Here is a 19160-nt window from a genome sequence, read left to right as displayed (position 1 = left end):
GAACTTCTTTCAATTTTTATCATATATAGTATAATAAATAAGGCAGAATCAATTTGAACCTTATTTATAAGTATTCTAAACGATGTATCATCGTTTCGTCAGGAAAGGAAAATAGATATGTATAAGATTGATTTCACGAAACCAATCCACATTCATTTTATCGGGATCGGGGGCATCAGCATGAGCGGCCTTGCCAGGATCCTCCTGCAGAACGGCTTCACCATATCCGGTTCTGACGCCAGGGAATCCGCGCTTACACAGCAGCTGGAAGAGAGCGGCGCTCAGATCTTTTATGGACAGAAAGCCTCCAACATCATCGACGGCATCGACTGCGTGGTCTACACGGCGGCGATCAGCCGGGACAACGGGGAGCTGATCGAGGCCGTTGCCAGAAAGATCCCCATGCTCACCCGCGCGGAGCTGTTAGGACAGCTCATGAAAAATTATGACACCCCCATCGCAGTATCGGGAACTCATGGAAAGACCACCACGACTTCCATGATCTCCCATATCCTTCTGGAGGGGAACCTTGACCCCACCATCTCCGTAGGCGGCATCCTGCAGGCCATCGGCGGCAACATCCGGGTCGGAAATTCGGGCACCTTCATTACCGAAGCCTGTGAGTATACCAACAGCTTCCTGAATTTTTTCCCGAAGATCGGAGTGATCTTAAATATCGAAGAAGACCATCTGGACTTTTTCAAGGATCTGGAGGATATCCGGCATTCCTTCCATCAGTTTGCCGCTCTGCTGCCTCCTGACGGAACTCTGGTGATTAACGGAGACATCACGGATTACCCGGAGATCTACCGGGATCTGGAATGCCATGTAGCGACCTACGGAAGTTCTCCGGATTACGATTACAGCGCCGCCAACATCCTCCACGACGAAAAAGGGCGGGTTTCCTTTGATCTTGTAAAATATGGCGAGACCGTCACACGGATCCAGCTTTCTGTGACCGGCGACCACAACGTGTCCAACGCGCTGGCTTCCATTGCCACCGCCGAGCTTCTGGATGTCCCCATGGAGTCCATTCAGAAGGGTCTTCTGTCCTTTACCGGAACAGACCGCCGTTTTGAGTATAAGGGAACGCTGGACGGAATCACGATCATTGACGACTACGCGCATCATCCCACGGAGATCCAGGCTACCCTGAAGGCCGCGAAGTATTATCCCCATAAGTCGCTCTGGTGTATCTTCCAGCCCCATACCTATACCCGGACCAAGGCCTTCTTCCACGAATTTGCGGAGGCTCTGTCCCACACGGACCATCTGGTGCTGGCGGATATCTATGCCGCAAGAGAGACCGACACCCTGGGCATTTCCTCAAAGGATCTGGCCGAGGAGGTCCGGAAGCTGGGAACGGACGCACACTATTTTCCTTCCTTTTCTGAGATTGAAGAATTCGTAAAAGCACAGTGCGTTTCCGGAGATTTGTTGATAACTATGGGAGCCGGAAACGTTGTAGATATTGGAGAAGACCTGCTGAAATAAGAGTTATCCACAGTTTTCACACAGAGTTATCGACATAAAGGTTGAAAATGAGGAAAAAAAATGCTTTTTCCTGCCGGGTTAAAATGCTATAATACCTATACTAAACATCGGCGAAGAATCTTAAGAATTTAAGAGGTAGGAAGGGCAAATGAAAACTTTAAAACTCAAAAATAAGCTCCAGGCAAACGCAACCATGGTCTCCAACGACTTCATAGATCACCATCTGGCTCAGGCAAACGGTGAATTTGTAAAGGTCTACCTGTTTTTACTGCGTCATCTTGAGGATCCCTCTTCGACGCTTACGGTATCCAAGATCGCCGACTGCCTGAACCATACGGAAAAGGACATCATGCGGGCGTTCCGTTATTGGGAAGCCGCTGGCGTCTTAAGTCTCGGCAGAGAAACTGAAGGCAGGGCAGCAGAGACCGAGGTCCGGAAAAAAAGCAGTCAGCCTTCTCTGTCCGCTCCGGCAGAAGAAGAAAAAAAGGCAGGAGCGGTCACAGCAGCAGCCCCCGCGGCAGAGGACAACCCGGACGGCAGCGCCGGTCCTGTTTCGGACAAGGCAATGGCCGATCCTCTTCCCGATGCGCTTCCTTCCTCGGGCAGTCCCGCGGCAGACACCAGACCTGCAAAAGCAATCCCGCTGGATTCCTTTAAGGCACAGAAGGAACTGAAGTCCCTGCTTTTTATTGCAGAACAGTATCTCGGCAAGACTCTGACCAAGTCGGACACAGACGCCATCACGTATTTTTATGATACCTTGGGCATGTCCGCCGATCTGGTGGAATATCTGCTTGAGACCTGTGCGGAGAACGGCCATAAGAACATGCACTATATTCAGAAGGTCGCCCTTTCCTGGGCCGATGACGGGATCGAGACCGTAGCCCAGGCCCGCCAGCGCTCCATGAATTATAACAAGAACTGCTATACCGTCCTCAATGCGTTCGGTATCAAGAACCGCGGCCCCGCCGTTTCAGAGGTTACATATATCCAAAAATGGACGGATGAGTTCGGCTTTACACTGGATATCATCCAGGAGGCATGCAGCCGCACAATCGCCGCGATCCACCAGCCCAGCTTTGAATACGCGGATACGATCCTGGCAAAATGGCATGACGGAAAGGTACATCATTTAAAAGACATCGATAATCTGGATGCTGCGTTTCGAAAGGAAAAAGCCGCGAAAAAATCATCTGCCCCCAGTCCTAAAAGTGTCACAAAGAATCTGAATAATTTCGAGAGACGCACTTATGATATGGACTCTTTGGAGGCGCAACTATTAAACAGCAATTAAGGAACTGTGGAAAAACCGCGGCAGATTTTATCGGCCCGGGTATCTTTATTTGCAGTTCCTAAAAGGAGTTTGTCGTGGGATTAAAAAATTCACAGTACCAGGCGATCATGAGGGAATACGAGCAGAAGCAGCTCCGCAGCCGTGATACCCTTGCCAGACATTATGCTGAGGTGTATACAAGGTCTCCGGAATTTCAGTCTCTGGATGAGTCGATTTCCATCCTTTCCGTCCAGTATGGGAAGAGGCTGCTCAACGGAGACGACCATGCGGTGGAGTCCTTAAAGAGCGAGCTTGCGATCCTCAGGAAGCAGAAGGATGAGCTGCTGCAGTCCTGCGGCTTCCCTTCCGATTATCTGGAGCCCTCCTATGAGTGTTCCCAGTGCAGGGATACGGGCTATATCGACAATCAGAAGTGCCGCTGCTTTAAGGCGGCTGCCAGCCGTCTCCTTTATGAGCAGTCCAACCTGAAGGAAATTCTCAAAACCGAGAATTTTAATTCTTTTTCCATGAAATACTATTCTGATAATTATATTGACCCCAAGTCCGGGCGCTCCTCTCTGTCGGTCATGAAGGATGCGCTTGCGGTCTGTAAGGATTTTATCCGAACCTTTGATCAGGAGCACAAAAGTCTCTTTTTGTACGGCAGCGTAGGCGTGGGGAAGACGTTTCTGTCCAACTGTATCGCAAAAGAATTGATGGATGCCGGCTTTTCCGTAATCTATTATTCTGCGCCTGCGTTGTTTAATATGTTTGCACACAGTACGTTTCACAAAGATGATACAGATGCACAGAACATCCGGCATTATGCCTTTGACTGTGATCTGCTGATCATAGATGACCTGGGAACGGAATTCACCAATTCCTTCATTGCGTCTCAGCTTTTTACCTGCGTCAACGAAAGGCTGCTGAACAAAAAGTCCACGGTCATCTCAACCAATCTATCTCTGGATTCCCTTGCCGACTTATATACGGAAAGGTCTTTTTCCAGAATTACAAGCAACTATATTATGCTGAAATTGATCGGTGATGATATCCGGATCAAGAAAAAACTGATGAACAGGGAGGAAGTGTAATGCTGCGTCGAAGCGAACGTAACCTGGAGAACATCCCGGTAGGTGCACTGGGGCTGATTCCCATTACCGGCTGTGAGGAGCTCGGTGAGCAAGTCAACAAGTATCTTGTGAAGTGGAGAAAGGAAAGTGAGAACCAACATATCGGAGATGTGGTTTTCAACGGATATGTAAGAGACAACTATATTATCAATACGAATGTTCCCCGGTTTGGTTCGGGTGAAGCCAAAGGGATCATCACGGAATCGGTCCGCGGAAAGGACCTGTACCTGATGGTAGACGTTCTGAATTATAATGTCACCTATTCCCTCACGGGCAATGTAAACCATATGTCACCGGACGACCATTTTCAGAATCTGAAGCGGGTGATCGCGGCCATCGGCGGCAAGAGCAGGCGGATCAATATCATCATGCCGTTCCTCTATGAGAGCCGTCAGCATAAGCGCAATGGAAGGGAGTCTCTGGACTGTGCCCTTGCCCTGCAGGAGCTGGTACGCATGGGCGTGGACAATATCATTACCTTTGACGCTCATGATCCGCGTGTGCAGAACGCAATCCCGCTGAACGGATTTGAGACGGTCTCCCCCACCTATCAATTCATCAAGAGCCTTCTGGGCACGGTCAAGAACCTGCAGATCGACAGCGATCACATGATGGCCATCAGCCCTGACGAAGGTGGTACGCACCGCGCCATCTATCTGGCAAATGTACTGGGGCTGGATATGGGGATGTTCTATAAACGGCGTGATTATACCCGTATTGTCAACGGGCGGAATCCGATCGTGGCTCATGAATTTCTGGGCAGCTCCGTGGAGGGAAAAGACGTCATCATCATTGATGATATGATCTCTTCGGGAGACAGTATCATAGAGGTCGCAAAGGAGTTAAAGCGCCGGAAGGCAAACCGGATCTTTGCTGCCGCTACCTTTGGACTGTTTACGAATGGTCTGGACCGTTTTGATAAAGCCTACGAGGAGGGTCTGATCCACGGGGTCCTGACAACGAATCTGATCTACCGCACTCCGAATCTGCTGTCAAAGCCCTATTATATTGACTGCGATATGAGTAAATATATTGCCCTGCTGATCGATACCCTCAACCATGACGGTTCAATCAGCACGCTGCTGAGTCCCAATGAGCGGATACAGCATGTACTGCAGGTCTACAAAAACGGTGGCGAGATTGAACGGGAGATTGAAATTTAAAAAGCGGGCGGCAGGTGTACTCACCTGACCGCCCGTTCTTTATTCCTTTATTCCTTTATTCCAGTGTATCCGGTTCTTCTGCGTCTGCTTCCACTTCGCCTGTATCATCCGGCTCCGCATCTGCTTCAGCTTCTTCCAGGTTATCCGGCCCTACTTCGGCTTCTTTCAGGTCATCCAGTTCCGCTTCGGCTTCTTCCAGATCATCCAGCTCTGCTTCGGCTGCGTCCTCATCCAGATCGTCAAAATCTGCTTCGGCTCCCTCTGCGTCCGCATCTGCATCTACATCCGCTTCCGAATCCATGCCTTCTTCCAGATCGTCCAGCAGTTCGTCCTCGTCGAAGTCGATCTCATCATCCGGCTTGTTATCTGTATTCAGATGTACATCCCGGTACTTCTTCATACCGGTTCCGGCCGGAATATGCTTTCCGATGATGACATTCTCTTTCAGACCGATCAGGTGGTCCACCTTACCCTTGATCGCCGCTTCCGTCAGAACCTTCGTAGTCTCCTGGAAGGAAGCTGCGGACAGGAAGGAATCTGTCGCCAGGGATGCCTTGGTGATACCGAGCATGATCTGTTCCCCGGTCGCGGCAGTCTTGCCTTCTGCTTCCAGCATTTCATTCACTTCATTGAACTCCAGTACATCGACCATGCTGCCCGGCAGGAATTCGGTATCTCCTCTTTCCTCCACACGGATCTTTTTCAGCATCTGGCGCACAATGACCTCAATATGCTTATCATTGATATCCACACCCTGCAGACGGTATACACGCTGCACTTCACGCAGCAGATAATCCTGCGCCGCGCGCAGACCTTTGATCTTCAGGATATCGTGTGGGTTTACACTACCTTCTGTCAGCTCATCGCCGGCTTCAAGCACCTGTCCGTCCTGAACCTTGATCCTGGAGCCGTATGGGATCAGGTACGCCTTGGATTCTCCTGTCTGATCGTTGGTCACAATAACCTCACGCTTCTTCTTCGTATCGCTCAGAATCGCCGTTCCCGCAAATTCCGTAATGATCGCAAGACCCTTCGGCTTTCTGGCCTCAAACAGCTCCTCGACACGGGGAAGACCCTGTGTGATATCGTCACCGGCCACACCTCCTGTATGGAAGGTACGCATGGTAAGCTGTGTACCCGGTTCTCCGATCGACTGCGCCGCAATGATGCCGACAGCCTCACCGACCTGGACCGCTTCTCCGGTCGCCATGTTGGCGCCATAGCACTTGGAGCAAACACCGTCCTTGCACTTGCAGGTCAGGATCGTACGGATCTTCACGCACTCCAGCGGATTTCCCTTTTCATCCACGCCTCTTTTCATGACACGCTCCGCGCGCCGCGGAGTAATCATATGATTCGCCTTTACAAGAACATTGCCTTCCTTATCCTTGATGTCATAACAGGAGAAACGACCTGTAATACGCTCCTGCAGACTTTCGATCTCTTCGTTTCCATCCATGAATGCTTTTACATACATGCCCGGAATCTCTTTTTCTTCCTCGTTGATACAGTCGCTGTCGTGGATGATCAGCTCCTGTGATACGTCTACCAGACGTCTCGTCAGATACCCGGAATCGGCGGTACGGAGAGCTGTATCAGACAGACCCTTCCGAGCGCCGTGGGCGGACATAAAGTACTCCAATACGTCCAGACCTTCACGGAAGTTGGACTTGATCGGCAGCTCAATGGTCCGTCCTGTCGTATCGGCCATCAGCCCGCGCATGCCTGCAAGCTGCTTGATTTGCTTATCGGAACCACGGGCTCCGGAATCCGCCATCATATAGATGTTGTTGTACTTATCCAGTCCTCCGAGCAGCGCTTCCGTCAGCTTGTCATCGGTATTCTTCCAGGTCTCCACCACTTCCTTGTAACGCTCTTCCTCCGTGATCAGACCACGCTTGTAGTTCTTTGTGATCCGGTCCACCGTATCCTGCGCGTCCCGGATCATCTGCGGCTTCTCCGGCGGCACGGTCATATCGGAAATGGATACGGTCATGGCCGCCCTAGTGGAATACTTATAGCCGATAGATTTCACATTGTCCAGCACCTCTGCAGTCTGTGTCGCGCCATGGGTATTGATGACCTTTTCCAGGATCTGCTTGAGCTGCTTCTTGCCTACATGGAAATCAATCTCCAGAAGCAGTTGGTTTCCTTCTGCTTCCCGGTCCACAAAGCCCAGATCCTGGGGAATGATCTCATTAAACAGCAGACGTCCCAGTGTCGCGTCGATCATGCCCTGCTTCTGGGTGCCATCCTCCATGTTCTTCTTCACACGCACCTTAATCCTGGAGTGCAGTGTGATATATCCATTCTCATAGGCCAGGATCGCTTCATTGACGCTCTTAAAGATCATGCCCTCGCCTTTGGCTCCCGGCCTCTCCTGGGTCAGATAATAGATCCCGAGTACCATATCCTGAGACGGAACCGCCACAGGACCGCCGTCGGAAGGCTTTAACAGGTTATTCGGGGAAAGCAGCAGGAAACGGCATTCCGCCTGCGCTTCCACGGACAGCGGAACATGGACTGCCATCTGGTCTCCATCGAAATCGGCGTTGTACGCGGTACATACCAATGGATGCAGCTTGATCGCCTTACCCTCTACCAGGATCGGCTCAAATGCCTGAATCCCAAGTCTATGCAGGGTAGGGGCACGGTTCAGCATGACCGGATGCTCCTTGATCACTTCTTCAAGCACATCCCACACCTCCGGCTGGAGACGCTCCACCATCTTCTTCGCATTTTTGATATTATGGGCAGTTCCATTTGCCACAAGCTCCTTCATAACAAAGGGCTTAAACAGCTCGATCGCCATCTCCTTGGGAAGGCCGCACTGATAGATCTTCAATTCCGGCCCTACGACGATAACAGAACGTCCCGAGTAGTCTACACGCTTTCCTAACAGGTTCTGACGGAACCGGCCGTTCTTTCCCTTTAACATATCGGAAAGTGACTTCAAGGCCCGGTTTCCGGGACCTGTCACTGGACGTCCCCGGCGGCCGTTGTCGATCAGCGCGTCCACCGCTTCCTGGAGCATACGCTTCTCGTTGCGTACAATGATATCCGGCGCGCCCAGTTCTAAAAGCCTTCTCAGACGGTTGTTCCGGTTGATAATCCTGCGGTACAGGTCATTCAGGTCGGAGGTCGCGAACCGCCCGCCGTCCAGCTGTACCATGGGACGCAGATCCGGCGGAATGACCGGGATCATATTCAGGATCATCCACTCCGGCTTATTTCCGGATTCCCGGAAGGCTTCGATCACTTCCAGACGCTTCACGATACGCGCCCGCTTCTGGCCTGAAGTATTCTCCAGGGAAGCCTGCAGCTCCGCATATTCCTTTTCCAGGTCAATGGCCTGAAGAAGCTCCTGAATGGCCTCAGCGCCCATGCCTACACGGAACCCCTTATATCCCCACCTTTCACGCTGTTCCTGGTATTCCGCCTCGGAGAGCACCTGCTTATACTGCAGGTCCGACTCGCCTTTATCCAACACGATATAGGACGCAAAATACAGCACCCGCTCCAATGTACGCGGAGAGATATCCAGGATCAATCCCATCCGGCTGGGGATCCCCTTAAAATACCAGATGTGGGATACCGGCGCAGCCAGCGCGATATGCCCCATACGCTCACGGCGGACAGCGGACTTGGTCACTTCTACGCCGCATCGGTCACAGATAACACCCTTGTAGCGAATCTTTTTATACTTTCCGCAGTGGCACTCCCAGTCCTTGCTGGGTCCAAAGATCCTCTCGCAGAACAGTCCGTCCTTTTCCGGTTTCAGCGTCCTGTAGTTGATGGTCTCGGGCTTGGTCACCTCGCCTCTGGACCACTCCATGATTTTTTCCGGTGAAGCCAGGCCGATCTTGATTGCGTCAAATGTTAACGGTTCGTGTTGTTGTTCATTATTCGTTGGCATATAGTTGGCTCCTCCTATTCCATATCGTCATCATAATACTCGTCAAATTCCATCTCCGCATCGTCATCGAATTCACTGTCATCCGGTTCCATATCTACATCTTCCAGTTCTCCGTCCACGAATTCCTGTTCCGTATAACCATGCTCTCCATAAGATTCATCGTCATCGTATCTTCTGTCTCCTTCGATAATGGAATTCAGATTGGTTTCTCCATAGTCCACCGTCTCCATGATCTCCACCTCGACATTGTCGTCGCGCAGCACGCGTACGTCCAGTGCCAGGGACTGCAGTTCCTTTAACAGTACCTTGAAGGACTCGGGAATCCCCGGTTCCGGGATATTCTCACCCTTGATGATTGCCTCGTAGGTCTTCACACGCCCTACTACATCATCCGACTTCACGGTCAGGATCTCCTGCAGTGTATAGGATGCGCCGTAAGCCTCCAGCGCCCATACCTCCATCTCTCCGAAACGCTGTCCGCCGAACTGGGCTTTTCCTCCCAGCGGCTGCTGGGTCACCAGAGAGTAGGGACCTGTGGAACGCGCGTGGATCTTATCATCTACCAGATGATGTAGCTTCAGATAATGCATGTGTCCGATGGTAACCGGACTGTCAAAATACTCTCCCGTCCGTCCGTCGCGCAAGCGCACTTTTCCGTCCCTGGAAAGGGGTACGCCATGCCACAGCTCCCGATAATCCCGGTTCTCATACAGATATTTCAAAACCTCCGGAAGCAGCTCTTCCTTATGCTTTTTCTCAAATTCTTCCCACTCCAGATTGACATAATCATTTGCCAGATCCAGCGTGTCCATGATGTCCACCTCGTTGGCCCCGTCGAAGACCGGTGTGGAAATATTGAATCCGAGGGCTTTTGCAGCCAGGCTCAGGTGAATCTCCAGAACCTGCCCGATATTCATACGGGACGGCACGCCCAGGGGGTTCAGCACAATATCCAGGGGACGTCCGTTGGGCAGATACGGCATATCCTCCACCGGCAGCACGCGGGAAACCACACCCTTGTTGCCGTGACGGCCTGCCATCTTATCTCCTACGGAGATCTTTCTCTTCTGCGCGATGTAGATACGCACGGACTGGTTCACGCCCGGGGACAGCTCATCGCCGTTATCCCTGGTAAATACCTTGGCATCCACAACGATTCCGTATTCTCCGTGAGGCACCTTCAGGGAAGTATCCCTGACTTCACGCGCCTTCTCTCCGAAGATCGCACGCAGGAGCCGCTCCTCCGCAGTCAGCTCTGTCTCTCCCTTCGGAGTCACCTTTCCTACCAGGATATCCCCGGCACGGACCTCAGCGCCGATCCGGATGATTCCCCGTTCGTCCAGATCCTTCAAAGCCTCATCGCCGACACCGGGAATATCTCTCGTGATCTCTTCCGGTCCCAGCTTGGTATCTCTGGCCTCCGCCTCATATTCCTCAATATGGACGGAAGTATATACATCATCCTGTACCAGACGCTCGCTCAGCAGAACGGCATCCTCATAGTTGTAGCCTTCCCATGTCATGAATCCGATCAAGGGGTTCTTGCCGAGAGCCATCTCGCCGTTGGAGGTGGACGGACCGTCTGCGATCACCTGTCCCTCTTCCACCCGCTCGCCCTTATTGACAATGGGTCTCTGGTTGTAGCAGTTACTCTGGTTGCTTCGCTGGAACTTCATCAGCTTATAGGTCTTCTTGCTTCCGTCGTCGGAGCGGACCGTGATCTCCTTGGATGTGGAACGTTCTACCACGCCCGCGTTCTCCGCAACCACACAGACACCGGAGTCCACCGCGGACTTCACTTCCATACCGGTACCGACCACCGGAGCTTCCGTGGTAAGCAGCGGCACCGCCTGACGCTGCATGTTGGAACCCATCAGCGCACGGTTGGCATCGTCATTTTCCAGGAAAGGAATGAGCGCCGTAGCCACGGAGAACACCATCTTCGGGGATACGTCCATGAAGTCGAACTTGCTTCTCTCGTATTCCTGAGTCTCTTCCCTGTAACGGCCGGATACATTTTTCCGGACAAAATGTCCTTCCGTGTCCAACGCCTCATTGGCCTGTGCCACATGATAATTGTCTTCTTCATCCGCAGTCATGTAAACCACTTCGTCTGTGACCACCGGATTCTCCGGATTGGTCTTGTCAATGACACGATAAGGAGCCTCCACGAAGCCGTACTGATTGATCCTTGCATAGCATGCAAGAGAGTTGATCAGTCCGATGTTGGGTCCTTCAGGCGTCTCAATGGGGCACATCCTTCCATAATGGGAGTAATGTACGTCACGGACCTCGAATCCGGCACGCTCACGGGACAGACCGCCCGGTCCCAGCGCGGAAAGACGTCTCTTATGTGTCAGCTCACCCAGCGGGTTGTTCTGATCCATGAACTGGGACAGCTGGGAGGAACCGAAGAACTCCTTTACCGCGGCTGTCACCGGCTTGATATTGATCAGCGACTGGGGTGAAATCCCCTCCTGATCCTGTGTCGTCATACGCTCCCGGACTACCCTCTCCAATCTGGACAGTCCGATCCTGTACTGATTCTGGAGCAGTTCCCCAACCGCGCGGATACGCCGGTTGCCCAGGTGGTCAATGTCATCGTCATTGCCCATGCCGTACTCCAGATGCATGTTATAATTAATAGAAGCAAGGATATCTTCCTTGGTAATGTGCTTCGGGATCAGATCGTGCAGGTCGCGCTTGATCAGGACCTTCAGCTCGTCAATGTCTCCCGCGCTCTCCTCCAAAAGCCCTTCCAGAACCGGGTAATATACCTGCTCCGTCACGCCCACTTCCTTCGGGTCAATGTCTACGATGGCCTGCAGGTCCACCATCATATTGGAAAGGATCTTGATATTGCGGGAGCTGTCCTCTCCGTTCACCCACAGGTACGGAGCAGCGGAATTCTGGATGGCATCCGCGATCTCGCGGGTGATCACCGTGCCTGCCTCAGCGATCACCTCTCCCGTCACCGGGCTGACCACGGTCTCTGCCAGGGTCTGTCCCTTGACACGGTTCTTAAGCATCAGCTTTTTATTGAATTTGTAACGTCCTACCTTGGCGAGGTCATAACGCCTTGCGTCAAAAAACATGCTGGTGATCAGGCTTTCCGCGCTGTCCACCGCAAGCGGCTCGCCGGGACGGATCTTTTTGTATAACTCTAACAGACCCTCCTGATAGTTCTCAGCAGTGTCTTTGCTAAAGCTGGCAAGAATCTTCGGTTCCTCTCCGAAAAGGTCTAAGATCTCCGGATTGGTCCCGATCCCAAGGGCACGGATCAGCACAGTGATCGGCACCTTCCTTGTCCGGTCTACGCGGACATAAAATACGTCATTGGAGTCGGTCTCATATTCCAGCCATGCCCCGCGGTTCGGGATCACGGTGGAGGAGAACAGCCGTTTACCAAGCTTATCGTGAGCAATCCCGTAATAAATGCCGGGAGAACGGACAAGCTGGCTTACGATAACACGCTCCGCCCCGTTGATCACGAAGGTTCCTGTCTTGGTCATCAGGGGCAGATCTCCCATGAAGATTTCATGTTCGTTGATCTCGTCATTCTCTTTGTTGTAAAGTCTGACTCTTACCTTCAAAGGCGCGGCATAGGTCGCATCCCGCTCTTTGCACTCTTCGATCGTGTACTTTACTTCATTCTCGCACAATCTGAAATCAACAAATTCCAGACTCAGGTGACCGCTGTAGTCAGCAATCGGAGAAATATCGCTGAATACCTCTTTTAATCCGTCTGTCAGGAACCACTGATACGAATCCTTCTGAACTTCGATTAAATTCGGCATCTGCAATACTTCTTTCTGCCTGGAATAGCTCATGCGTGAACTTTTTCCGTTAGTGATGGGACGAATTCTGTTTTTCTCCATGGACGTTTCACTCCTTATTCGTTTTCTGAATATCTCCGTAAAGGCTGCGCGAAAATGCCAGCTTCTATGTGCATCCTTCTGACCAGTCAGCGTGGTGATTGCTCGAAGTGTGACATGTAACAAAAATATTCGTTGCCGGGCTGCGAGTTACCCTGTATATTCCCCTTAGAGCGCATCTTAAAAATATATTTCAGTAACCATAGCTCATTAATTTACACTCTGTTCTGCGGCAATTCATGAAACAAGATTCCGCCTGTACATCAATTCCCTGAAATGGAAATATGTGGCAAACGGTATATCTATCCATAATAGCGCATTTTTAACTATAACACAAATGGGTTTTTGGTGTCAACACATTTTCAAAAAGTTCTTGACAAATTGTGATTTATGTGGTATTAGAAGCGGGTTAGAACAGAGAACCGCAGACGAACGTTCTTCATCTGCGGTCCTCATTAGATCATCTCTGTCATACGGAAAATAATCCATCTGTACGGTTGGATGATCTAAAGATCATCCAACCTACGCATCCATTCGCAAAATCCACGCTATCGCACTCTTGCGTCTGCAATGCAGCCGCATTTTGCTCATTTATGCGTAGGTTGCTAATCCGAAATATCTGTTTTATTGCAACAAGTTGCATAGAACAGATATCTCGGATTGCAACCGTACAGGTGGAAAATAATTGCCAGCAGCAATTATTTCAGGTTTACTTCTGCGCCTTCGCCTTCGAGCTTCGCCTTGATCTCTTCTGCTTCTGCCTTGGAAACTGCTTCCTTCACTACCTTCGGAGCGCCGTCAACCAGTTCCTTCGCTTCCTTCAGACCAAGGCCTGTGATCTCACGTACAGCCTTGATAACCTTAACCTTAGATGCGCCTGCAGATACAAGCTCTACATCAAATTCGTCCTTCTCTTCTGCTGCCGCTGCTCCTTCCCCGCCTGCTGCCGCAACTACAACGCCTGCTGCCGCAGATACACCAAATTCTTCTTCACATGCTTTTACTAATTCATTCAGTTCTAATACTGATAATTCTTTGATCGCTTCGATCATTTCAGCTGTTGTCAATTTAGCCATTGTCATATCCTCCATTTTTTATATTAATATCAATCTGTCATCAGTCCTATACTGCCGTCTGCACCGGCCGATTCCCGCGGGCGCAGCTTCCATTCAACACTCTATGGGCATGAAACTCTGATCATTCTGCTGCTTCTGCCGGAGCCTCTGCGGTCTCAGCCGGAGCTTCTGCCGTCTCGCCATCCTTCTCAGCAATCTGCTTGATGACACGCGCGAAGTTCGTGATCGGTGACTGCATGCTTCCAAGCAGTCTGGAAAGAAGAACTTCTCTTGACGGAATCTTGGACAGCTCTGTCAGTCCCGCGACATCGTATACATTGCCCTCTACTACGCCGCCTTTCAGTTCCAGCTTGTCTGCGGTCTTAGCGAAATTGCAGATGATCCTTGCCGGAGCTGTCGCGTCATCCTTGGAGATCGCAATCGCGCTGGGTCCTTTCAGACAATCATCCAGACCTGCGAACTCGGTTCCCTCAAATGCCCTTTTCATCATAGTATTCTTGTAGACCTTGTATACTATGCCGGCTTCTCTGAGCTGCTTACGGAGTTCCGTATCCTGAGCCACAGTCAATCCGCGGTAGTCAACAAGCACTACGGACTGGGCATCCTTGATCTCCTCAGCGATAGCATCTACAACTGGTTGTTTTAACTCAACTTTTGCCACGTTCTGGTGCACCTCCTTATATATTTATAAAAGCACTGCCACAAGGAAAGTGGATTATACAGGGTAAATACAGAAAGTCCGACATGGCAGCCCTTCTGCATACGATGGTATATAAAAACCTCTGTGTACACAAAGACACAGAGGTAAAATCCAATTCAATGAATCTCGCATTCCTCGGTAGGCGTTGGTCTGCTTATGCCTTGCGGCACCTACTGTCTTCGGCAGCTAATTGCCTGATTATAATAACACCGATTCCGGGGGATGTCAACTCATTTTATTTAATTTTATCAAATTTACTGCAGCCGCATCGGATTGACCTTGATGCCAGGGCCCATCGTGGAGGTGAGTGTCACGCTCTTTAAGAACTGTCCCTTTACTGCTGCGGGTCTTGCTTTTATAATTGCATCAACAAGCGTCTGGAAGTTGTCCGCTAACTGCTCCTCGGTAAAGGAAGCCTTACCGATCGGCACATGGATAATGTTCGTCTTGTCCAATCTGTACTCAATCTTACCAGCCTTGATATCGTTGATCGCCTTTGTAACATCCATTGTTACGGTACCTGCCTTCGGGTTCGGCATAAGGCCCTTCGGTCCAAGCACACGTCCAAGACGTCCAACAACACCCATCATATCCGGTGTAGCAACCACTACGTCAAAATCCAGCCAGCCTTCGTTCTGGATCTTCGGAACCAGTTCCTGTCCGCCTACATAGTCAGCGCCTGCTGCCTGAGCCTCGTCAGCCTTTGCGTCCTTAGCAAATACAAGGATACGGACAGTCTTACCTGTTCCATGAGGCAGAACAACCGCGCCACGGATCTGCTGGTCAGCATGACGGCCGTCACATCCGGTTCTGATATGAGCTTCGATTGTCTCATCAAATTTTGCAACTGCTGCTTTCTTTACCAGAGAAATAGCCTCTGCCTTCTCGTAAAGATTGCCTCTCTGGATCTGTTTTGCAGCTTCGATATATTTCTTTCCTCGTTTCATTCTATATAACCTCCTTGTGGTATTGGCGGGATCGAACCCCTCCCACTGATTTCTTCTTCGTTACCAGGGTATAGTGCCCGCAGACGCGCTTACTCTACGGTTACGCCCATAGAACGGCAGGTTCCCTCGATCATACTCATAGCAGCTTCCAATGACGCGGCATTCAGGTCAGGCATCTTTGTCTTGGCAATCTCTTCTACCTGGGCCTTCGTGATCTTCGCAACCTTGGTCTTGTTCGGAACACCTGAACCGGACTTGATGTTGCATGCCTTTTTGATCAGGACCGCTGCCGGAGGAGTCTTTGTAACGAAGCTGAAGCTTCTGTCACTGTATACAGTAATGACAACCGGGATGATGAGGTCACCCTGGTCTGCTGTCCTTGCATTGAACTGCTTTGTAAATTCAACGATATTGACGCCATGCTGTCCAAGCGCAGGGCCTACCGGCGGTGCAGGAGTTGCCTTGCCGGCCGGAATCTGTAACTTAATATAACCTTCTACTTTTTTTGCCATTTTTCATTACCTCCTTGTGGTATTGGCGGGATAAAATCCCTCCCACTTCTTATTCCATCTTCTTGACTTCTGAAAAGCTGAGTTCGACCGGTGTCTCACGGCCAAACAGTTCCACATTGATCGACAGGCTCTCCTTCTGCTCGTTGACGCTCTGCACCACGCCCACGGTGCCTTCCCAGGCCCCGTTGAGTACAATCACGGCGTCGCCCTGCTCAAAGCTGACCTTCACTTCCTGACGGATGCCGAACCTCTCCATCTCGTCCTCCTCTAAGGGGACCGGCTTGGATCCGGGACCGACAAACCCTGTCACGCCGCGGGTATTGCGGACAACATACCAGGTATCGTCATTCATATACATATGGATCATGACATAACCCGGAAACAGCTTCTTCATGCTGACCTTCTGAACGCCATTCTTCTGTTCCAGCACTTCCTCCAGGGGAACCCGGACTTCCAGGATCTGATCTTCCAGATGACGGTTTTCGATTGTCTTGTCAATGTTTGCTTTTACCTTGTTCTCATACCCGGAATAGGTATGAACCACATACCATCTTGCCTCTGACATAAAATCACCTTTCCGTTATGGCTTCGTATCTGCCGAAGACAGCTACAAAAGCTTCTCACTTTACCAAAAGGTCAATCCCGTACTTCATGATCGTGTCGATCACTGTGATGATCACACCCAATAATACGGAAACAGTCACAACTGCCGTCGTCTGCTTCACTAACGCATTCTTATCCGGCCAGATGACCTTCTTAAACTCTGTCTGAAGTCCTTTGAACCAGCTTTTCTTCTGAGTTTTTTCTGTCTTTCCGCTCATAGCATCCACTTCCTTCCAAAATGACTATTTCGTCTCTTTGTGCAGTGTGTGGGATCTGCAGAACTTACAGTACTTCTTGGTCTCCATGCGTTCCGGATGTGTTTTCTTATCCTTGGTCATGTTGTAATTGCGGTTCTTGCATTCCGTACATTCCAATGTAATTCTTGTGCGCACAACTTCCACCTCGCTTTTTCTCAGAACACCTCTCAGGACTCCGCCGCCAAGACCGACGCGGCCCAAAATCCCCGGATGCTCCCTTGATTCACTACATGTTACTGATGGTTGCGAAGCCATCAAATTTAGGCATAAAAAAAAGACCTACTTCCATTCGCAGAAAAATTGTAACACATAGGATGCGGGGAAGTCAAGTCCTTTCTTTGAAATCATATCAAATCTATACTTCACGGCATAGCTGCGCCAGTTTCATCGCTTTAAACAGACTAATCACCCGCTCATCTTCCGAATCCCATATTTCTGCATGATATGGGTTTTTATGATTTCCAATCGGGTTAGGAAACGTATCGGAATTTCTACATTGTCGGGCACTTATTTTTACCGAAGTTTTATAATCATCCTTTTTTCTAAACCGCCACTTGAAATTTTCAATAATCTCTTCTTCTGACCTTCCTCCGTCACGATCCACAGATGCACCACTTTTATCCATAAATAAAGCAGCCGTTGGTTTTCCATTTATAAAACCATTTGGATCAGATTTTTTAACCATGCGATATAATATTTCTGAGTCTGCAATATTATTCAAGTCCATAAAATTTTTCCACACACTCCTTTATCCTGTAACCTGTATTCTCTGTAAACAACTCCATTTGTGCCATAGAATAATCGCCTTTCGGTATATATACTTTTTCTGTTTTTTCTTCGCTAACTTCAAAAACGAGCAGACTTTTATCGTCCAATTCATATTGCATCAACAAACTATTACGTCCTGTCGGCGCAATCTCCGGCTGTTTTTCAAGCATCTCAATAATCATTTTAAAAAGCTTAATAGCCTTTTTCGAAAAAATACTCCCTCCTGTTCCATTCCAATCATCATCAAACGCTGCCATTTTCTCTATCTTATTAAGATTTCCCACCTTCATTAAGTCTATTGTTTTATCAACATACATATTTATATGCCCTTTTTTCGTATTCAAGTTAATATATTGTATGTATGAAGGCATTATAAAATCATATCCAAATAATGCGTCTAAATCTGCCGTACTCTTCAATGCAGTCGTTCCAACAAAAAGCGCAAAAGCAACAGAAGTAGCTATACCCACATTGGTAAATGATTTCCTCTCAACATGATTATTCGATTTCGCATCCACTTTTGATAATGTAATCAAGTTCCCATCATTCATCTTATTTACCTTTTTCCTTTGACATAGATAGAACTGGATCCTATTAATTGACTGTTAAAAAATACGGTTGTGTTATATAAGCCTTCTGTTTCAAAAACAACATTACGGAAATCCATGCTCATATATACCCCTTTATATTCCTTTGGCAGTTCAACTTCATCCGGCTCTGGCATAGGAGGCAACATAATAATGCCAGTATTAACCAGATCAGCTTCTTCTCCATCTTTTGAAAAAACAATCCGTATAGAATTATCTACAGAAACATCAATATCCAGCACGGAAAAAATAACAGAAAAAGTAAAAGTTCCCGGAAGAAATTCTGGTGTTAATGCAGTCATAACCCCCATTGCATTTATACTAACGCCTTTTCCATCATTTGCTGGAACTCTGTCTGCACTTATGCAATAAATAAAATTAGCCAATTTAGCCATTCAATCACCTCTATAGATCTTTTATACCGATTACCCATACTGCCACATTCATATTATACTAAGTTTCCTTTAAAAAAGCAATCATACTTACATCTTAACTACTAGGAACGCCTGTATTTTCAAACACTTCGCAGGCTTCATGATGTTATTTTCCGTACAAAAATAGAATTATTGAAAAAACTGTTGACAGACCAGCCAAATCACGCTATATCCTGAATTTTGCAAGGGATTAAGTAAAAAATGCTCTGGACACCGCATAAATAGTGGCGTTCAGGGCATTTCTGAAATGTATGGAAGTGTTGTATTTTCTTACCTGTTTTGAGTTTATAAAAATTTTATATTTTTGTCTCCTTATACCTGAATTATTCACGGAATAACGGCATCAACTGCTGAAACCCGCATGGTTACTGTATTTTAATTGAATATTATATGGATATTTTAAACACCGTAAGCTTAGAAAG

16 protein-coding genes and 1 other annotated feature are annotated in these 19160 nt (G+C 49.2%); of the genes, 4 read left to right on the top strand and 12 right to left on the bottom strand.

All coding sequences use genetic code 11. From position 1 onward, the window contains the following. Positions 1 to 117: 117 nt before the first annotated feature. From murC to ACTOY7_RS04565, 4 genes are all read left to right on the top strand, one after another. Complete coding sequence (gene murC / locus ACTOY7_RS04580) at positions 118 to 1494, top strand: UDP-N-acetylmuramate--L-alanine ligase (protein ID WP_300825330.1); 1377 nt, start codon at positions 118 to 120, stop codon at positions 1492 to 1494. Positions 1495 to 1642: 148 nt separating this feature from the next. Then, a complete protein-coding gene (locus tag ACTOY7_RS04575) occupies positions 1643 to 2788 on the top strand; it encodes a DnaD domain protein (RefSeq protein ID WP_482670360.1) in 1146 nt (381 codons plus the stop codon). A 74-nt stretch (positions 2789 to 2862) separates the two neighbouring features. Then, positions 2863 to 3861, top strand: coding sequence for an ATP-binding protein (locus ACTOY7_RS04570; protein WP_300885576.1), 999 nt, complete (start codon positions 2863 to 2865; stop codon positions 3859 to 3861). Next, the gene (locus ACTOY7_RS04565; RefSeq protein ID WP_482670359.1) at positions 3861 to 5063 is read left to right on the top strand and encodes a ribose-phosphate pyrophosphokinase; all 1203 of its coding nucleotides are present in this window, start codon (positions 3861 to 3863) and stop codon (positions 5061 to 5063) included. The genes ACTOY7_RS04570 and ACTOY7_RS04565 overlap by 1 nt, the downstream gene beginning before the upstream one ends. A gap of 55 nt (positions 5064 to 5118) precedes the next feature. Here the strand turns inward: ACTOY7_RS04565 and rpoC are convergent, their stop codons facing one another. The 12 genes from rpoC to ACTOY7_RS04505 all read right to left on the bottom strand — a co-directional run bounded on the left by rpoC (position 5119) and on the right by ACTOY7_RS04505 (position 18699). After that, positions 5119 to 8979 carry a DNA-directed RNA polymerase subunit beta' gene (rpoC, locus tag ACTOY7_RS04560; protein WP_482670358.1) on the bottom strand — a complete coding sequence of 1287 codons (3861 nt, stop codon included), beginning with the start codon at positions 8977 to 8979 and terminating at the stop codon, positions 5119 to 5121. A 14-nt stretch (positions 8980 to 8993) separates the two neighbouring features. Then, the gene (rpoB, locus tag ACTOY7_RS04555; RefSeq protein WP_160283633.1) at positions 8994 to 12857 is read right to left on the bottom strand and encodes a DNA-directed RNA polymerase subunit beta; all 3864 of its coding nucleotides are present in this window, start codon (positions 12855 to 12857) and stop codon (positions 8994 to 8996) included. A 695-nt stretch (positions 12858 to 13552) separates the two neighbouring features. Then, complete coding sequence (gene rplL / locus ACTOY7_RS04550; protein WP_160283632.1) at positions 13553 to 13930, bottom strand: 50S ribosomal protein L7/L12; 378 nt, start codon at positions 13928 to 13930, stop codon at positions 13553 to 13555. Between the two features lie 121 nt (positions 13931 to 14051). Beyond that, the gene (gene rplJ / locus ACTOY7_RS04545) at positions 14052 to 14591 is read right to left on the bottom strand and encodes a 50S ribosomal protein L10 (RefSeq protein WP_160283631.1); all 540 of its coding nucleotides are present in this window, start codon (positions 14589 to 14591) and stop codon (positions 14052 to 14054) included. Positions 14592 to 14694: 103 nt separating this feature from the next. Next, positions 14695 to 14831, bottom strand: a sequence feature (ribosomal protein L10 leader region). A gap of 53 nt (positions 14832 to 14884) precedes the next feature. After that, entirely contained in the window at positions 14885 to 15577 is a 693-nt protein-coding gene (gene rplA / locus ACTOY7_RS04540; protein WP_160283630.1) for a 50S ribosomal protein L1, read from the bottom strand. A gap of 89 nt (positions 15578 to 15666) precedes the next feature. After that, positions 15667 to 16089, bottom strand: coding sequence for a 50S ribosomal protein L11 (rplK, locus tag ACTOY7_RS04535; protein WP_004075024.1), 423 nt, complete (start codon positions 16087 to 16089; stop codon positions 15667 to 15669). A 49-nt stretch (positions 16090 to 16138) separates the two neighbouring features. Further along, entirely contained in the window at positions 16139 to 16654 is a 516-nt protein-coding gene (nusG, locus tag ACTOY7_RS04530) for a transcription termination/antitermination protein NusG (RefSeq protein WP_160283629.1), read from the bottom strand. Positions 16655 to 16709: 55 nt separating this feature from the next. Further along, positions 16710 to 16910 (bottom strand): preprotein translocase subunit SecE, encoded by a 201-nt coding sequence (gene secE, locus ACTOY7_RS04525; RefSeq protein WP_160283628.1) that lies wholly within the window; start codon positions 16908 to 16910, stop codon positions 16710 to 16712. A 24-nt stretch (positions 16911 to 16934) separates the two neighbouring features. Continuing rightward, positions 16935 to 17084 (bottom strand): 50S ribosomal protein L33, encoded by a 150-nt coding sequence (gene rpmG, locus ACTOY7_RS04520; RefSeq protein ID WP_044984812.1) that lies wholly within the window; start codon positions 17082 to 17084, stop codon positions 16935 to 16937. A 220-nt stretch (positions 17085 to 17304) separates the two neighbouring features. Next, entirely contained in the window at positions 17305 to 17676 is a 372-nt protein-coding gene (locus ACTOY7_RS04515) for a hypothetical protein (protein WP_160283627.1), read from the bottom strand. Continuing rightward, positions 17663 to 18268, bottom strand: a complete 606-nt coding sequence (locus ACTOY7_RS04510; RefSeq protein WP_160283626.1) for a hypothetical protein — start codon at positions 18266 to 18268, stop codon at positions 17663 to 17665. Before ACTOY7_RS04510 ends, ACTOY7_RS04515 begins: the two co-directional genes overlap by 14 nt. 5 nt (positions 18269 to 18273) lie before the next feature. Next, the gene (locus ACTOY7_RS04505) at positions 18274 to 18699 is read right to left on the bottom strand and encodes a hypothetical protein (protein WP_160283625.1); all 426 of its coding nucleotides are present in this window, start codon (positions 18697 to 18699) and stop codon (positions 18274 to 18276) included. Positions 18700 to 19160 lie beyond the last annotated feature (461 nt).

The organism is Schaedlerella sp., assembly GCF_056796775.1.
This window is presented reverse-complemented; position numbering and strand designations above follow the sequence as displayed.

What these genes read in the sequence shown, in the direction of transcription:
- nusG (WP_160283629.1), bottom strand. Translation starts at nt 16,654, where the DNA reads ATGTCAGAGGCAAGATGGTATGTGGTTCATACCTATTCCGGGTATGAG.
- rplK (WP_004075024.1), bottom strand. Translation starts at nt 16,089, where the DNA reads ATGGCAAAAAAAGTAGAAGGTTATATTAAGTTACAGATTCCGGCCGGC.
- rplA (WP_160283630.1), bottom strand. Translation starts at nt 15,577, where the DNA reads ATGAAACGAGGAAAGAAATATATCGAAGCTGCAAAACAGATCCAGAGA.
- secE (WP_160283628.1), bottom strand. Translation starts at nt 16,910, where the DNA reads ATGAGCGGAAAGACAGAAAAAACTCAGAAGAAAAGCTGGTTCAAAGGA.
- murC (WP_300825330.1), top strand. Translation starts at nt 118, where the DNA reads ATGTATAAGATTGATTTCACGAAACCAATCCACATTCATTTTATCGGG.
- rpoC (WP_482670358.1), bottom strand. Translation starts at nt 8,979, where the DNA reads ATGCCAACGAATAATGAACAACAACACGAACCGTTAACATTTGACGCA.
- ACTOY7_RS04510 (WP_160283626.1), bottom strand. Translation starts at nt 18,268, where the DNA reads ATGAATGATGGGAACTTGATTACATTATCAAAAGTGGATGCGAAATCG.
- ACTOY7_RS04565 (WP_482670359.1), top strand. Translation starts at nt 3,861, where the DNA reads ATGCTGCGTCGAAGCGAACGTAACCTGGAGAACATCCCGGTAGGTGCA.
- rpoB (WP_160283633.1), bottom strand. Translation starts at nt 12,857, where the DNA reads ATGGAGAAAAACAGAATTCGTCCCATCACTAACGGAAAAAGTTCACGC.
- rplL (WP_160283632.1), bottom strand. Translation starts at nt 13,930, where the DNA reads ATGGCTAAATTGACAACAGCTGAAATGATCGAAGCGATCAAAGAATTA.
- ACTOY7_RS04575 (WP_482670360.1), top strand. Translation starts at nt 1,643, where the DNA reads ATGAAAACTTTAAAACTCAAAAATAAGCTCCAGGCAAACGCAACCATG.
- ACTOY7_RS04505 (WP_160283625.1), bottom strand. Translation starts at nt 18,699, where the DNA reads ATGGCTAAATTGGCTAATTTTATTTATTGCATAAGTGCAGACAGAGTT.
- ACTOY7_RS04515 (WP_160283627.1), bottom strand. Translation starts at nt 17,676, where the DNA reads ATGGACTTGAATAATATTGCAGACTCAGAAATATTATATCGCATGGTT.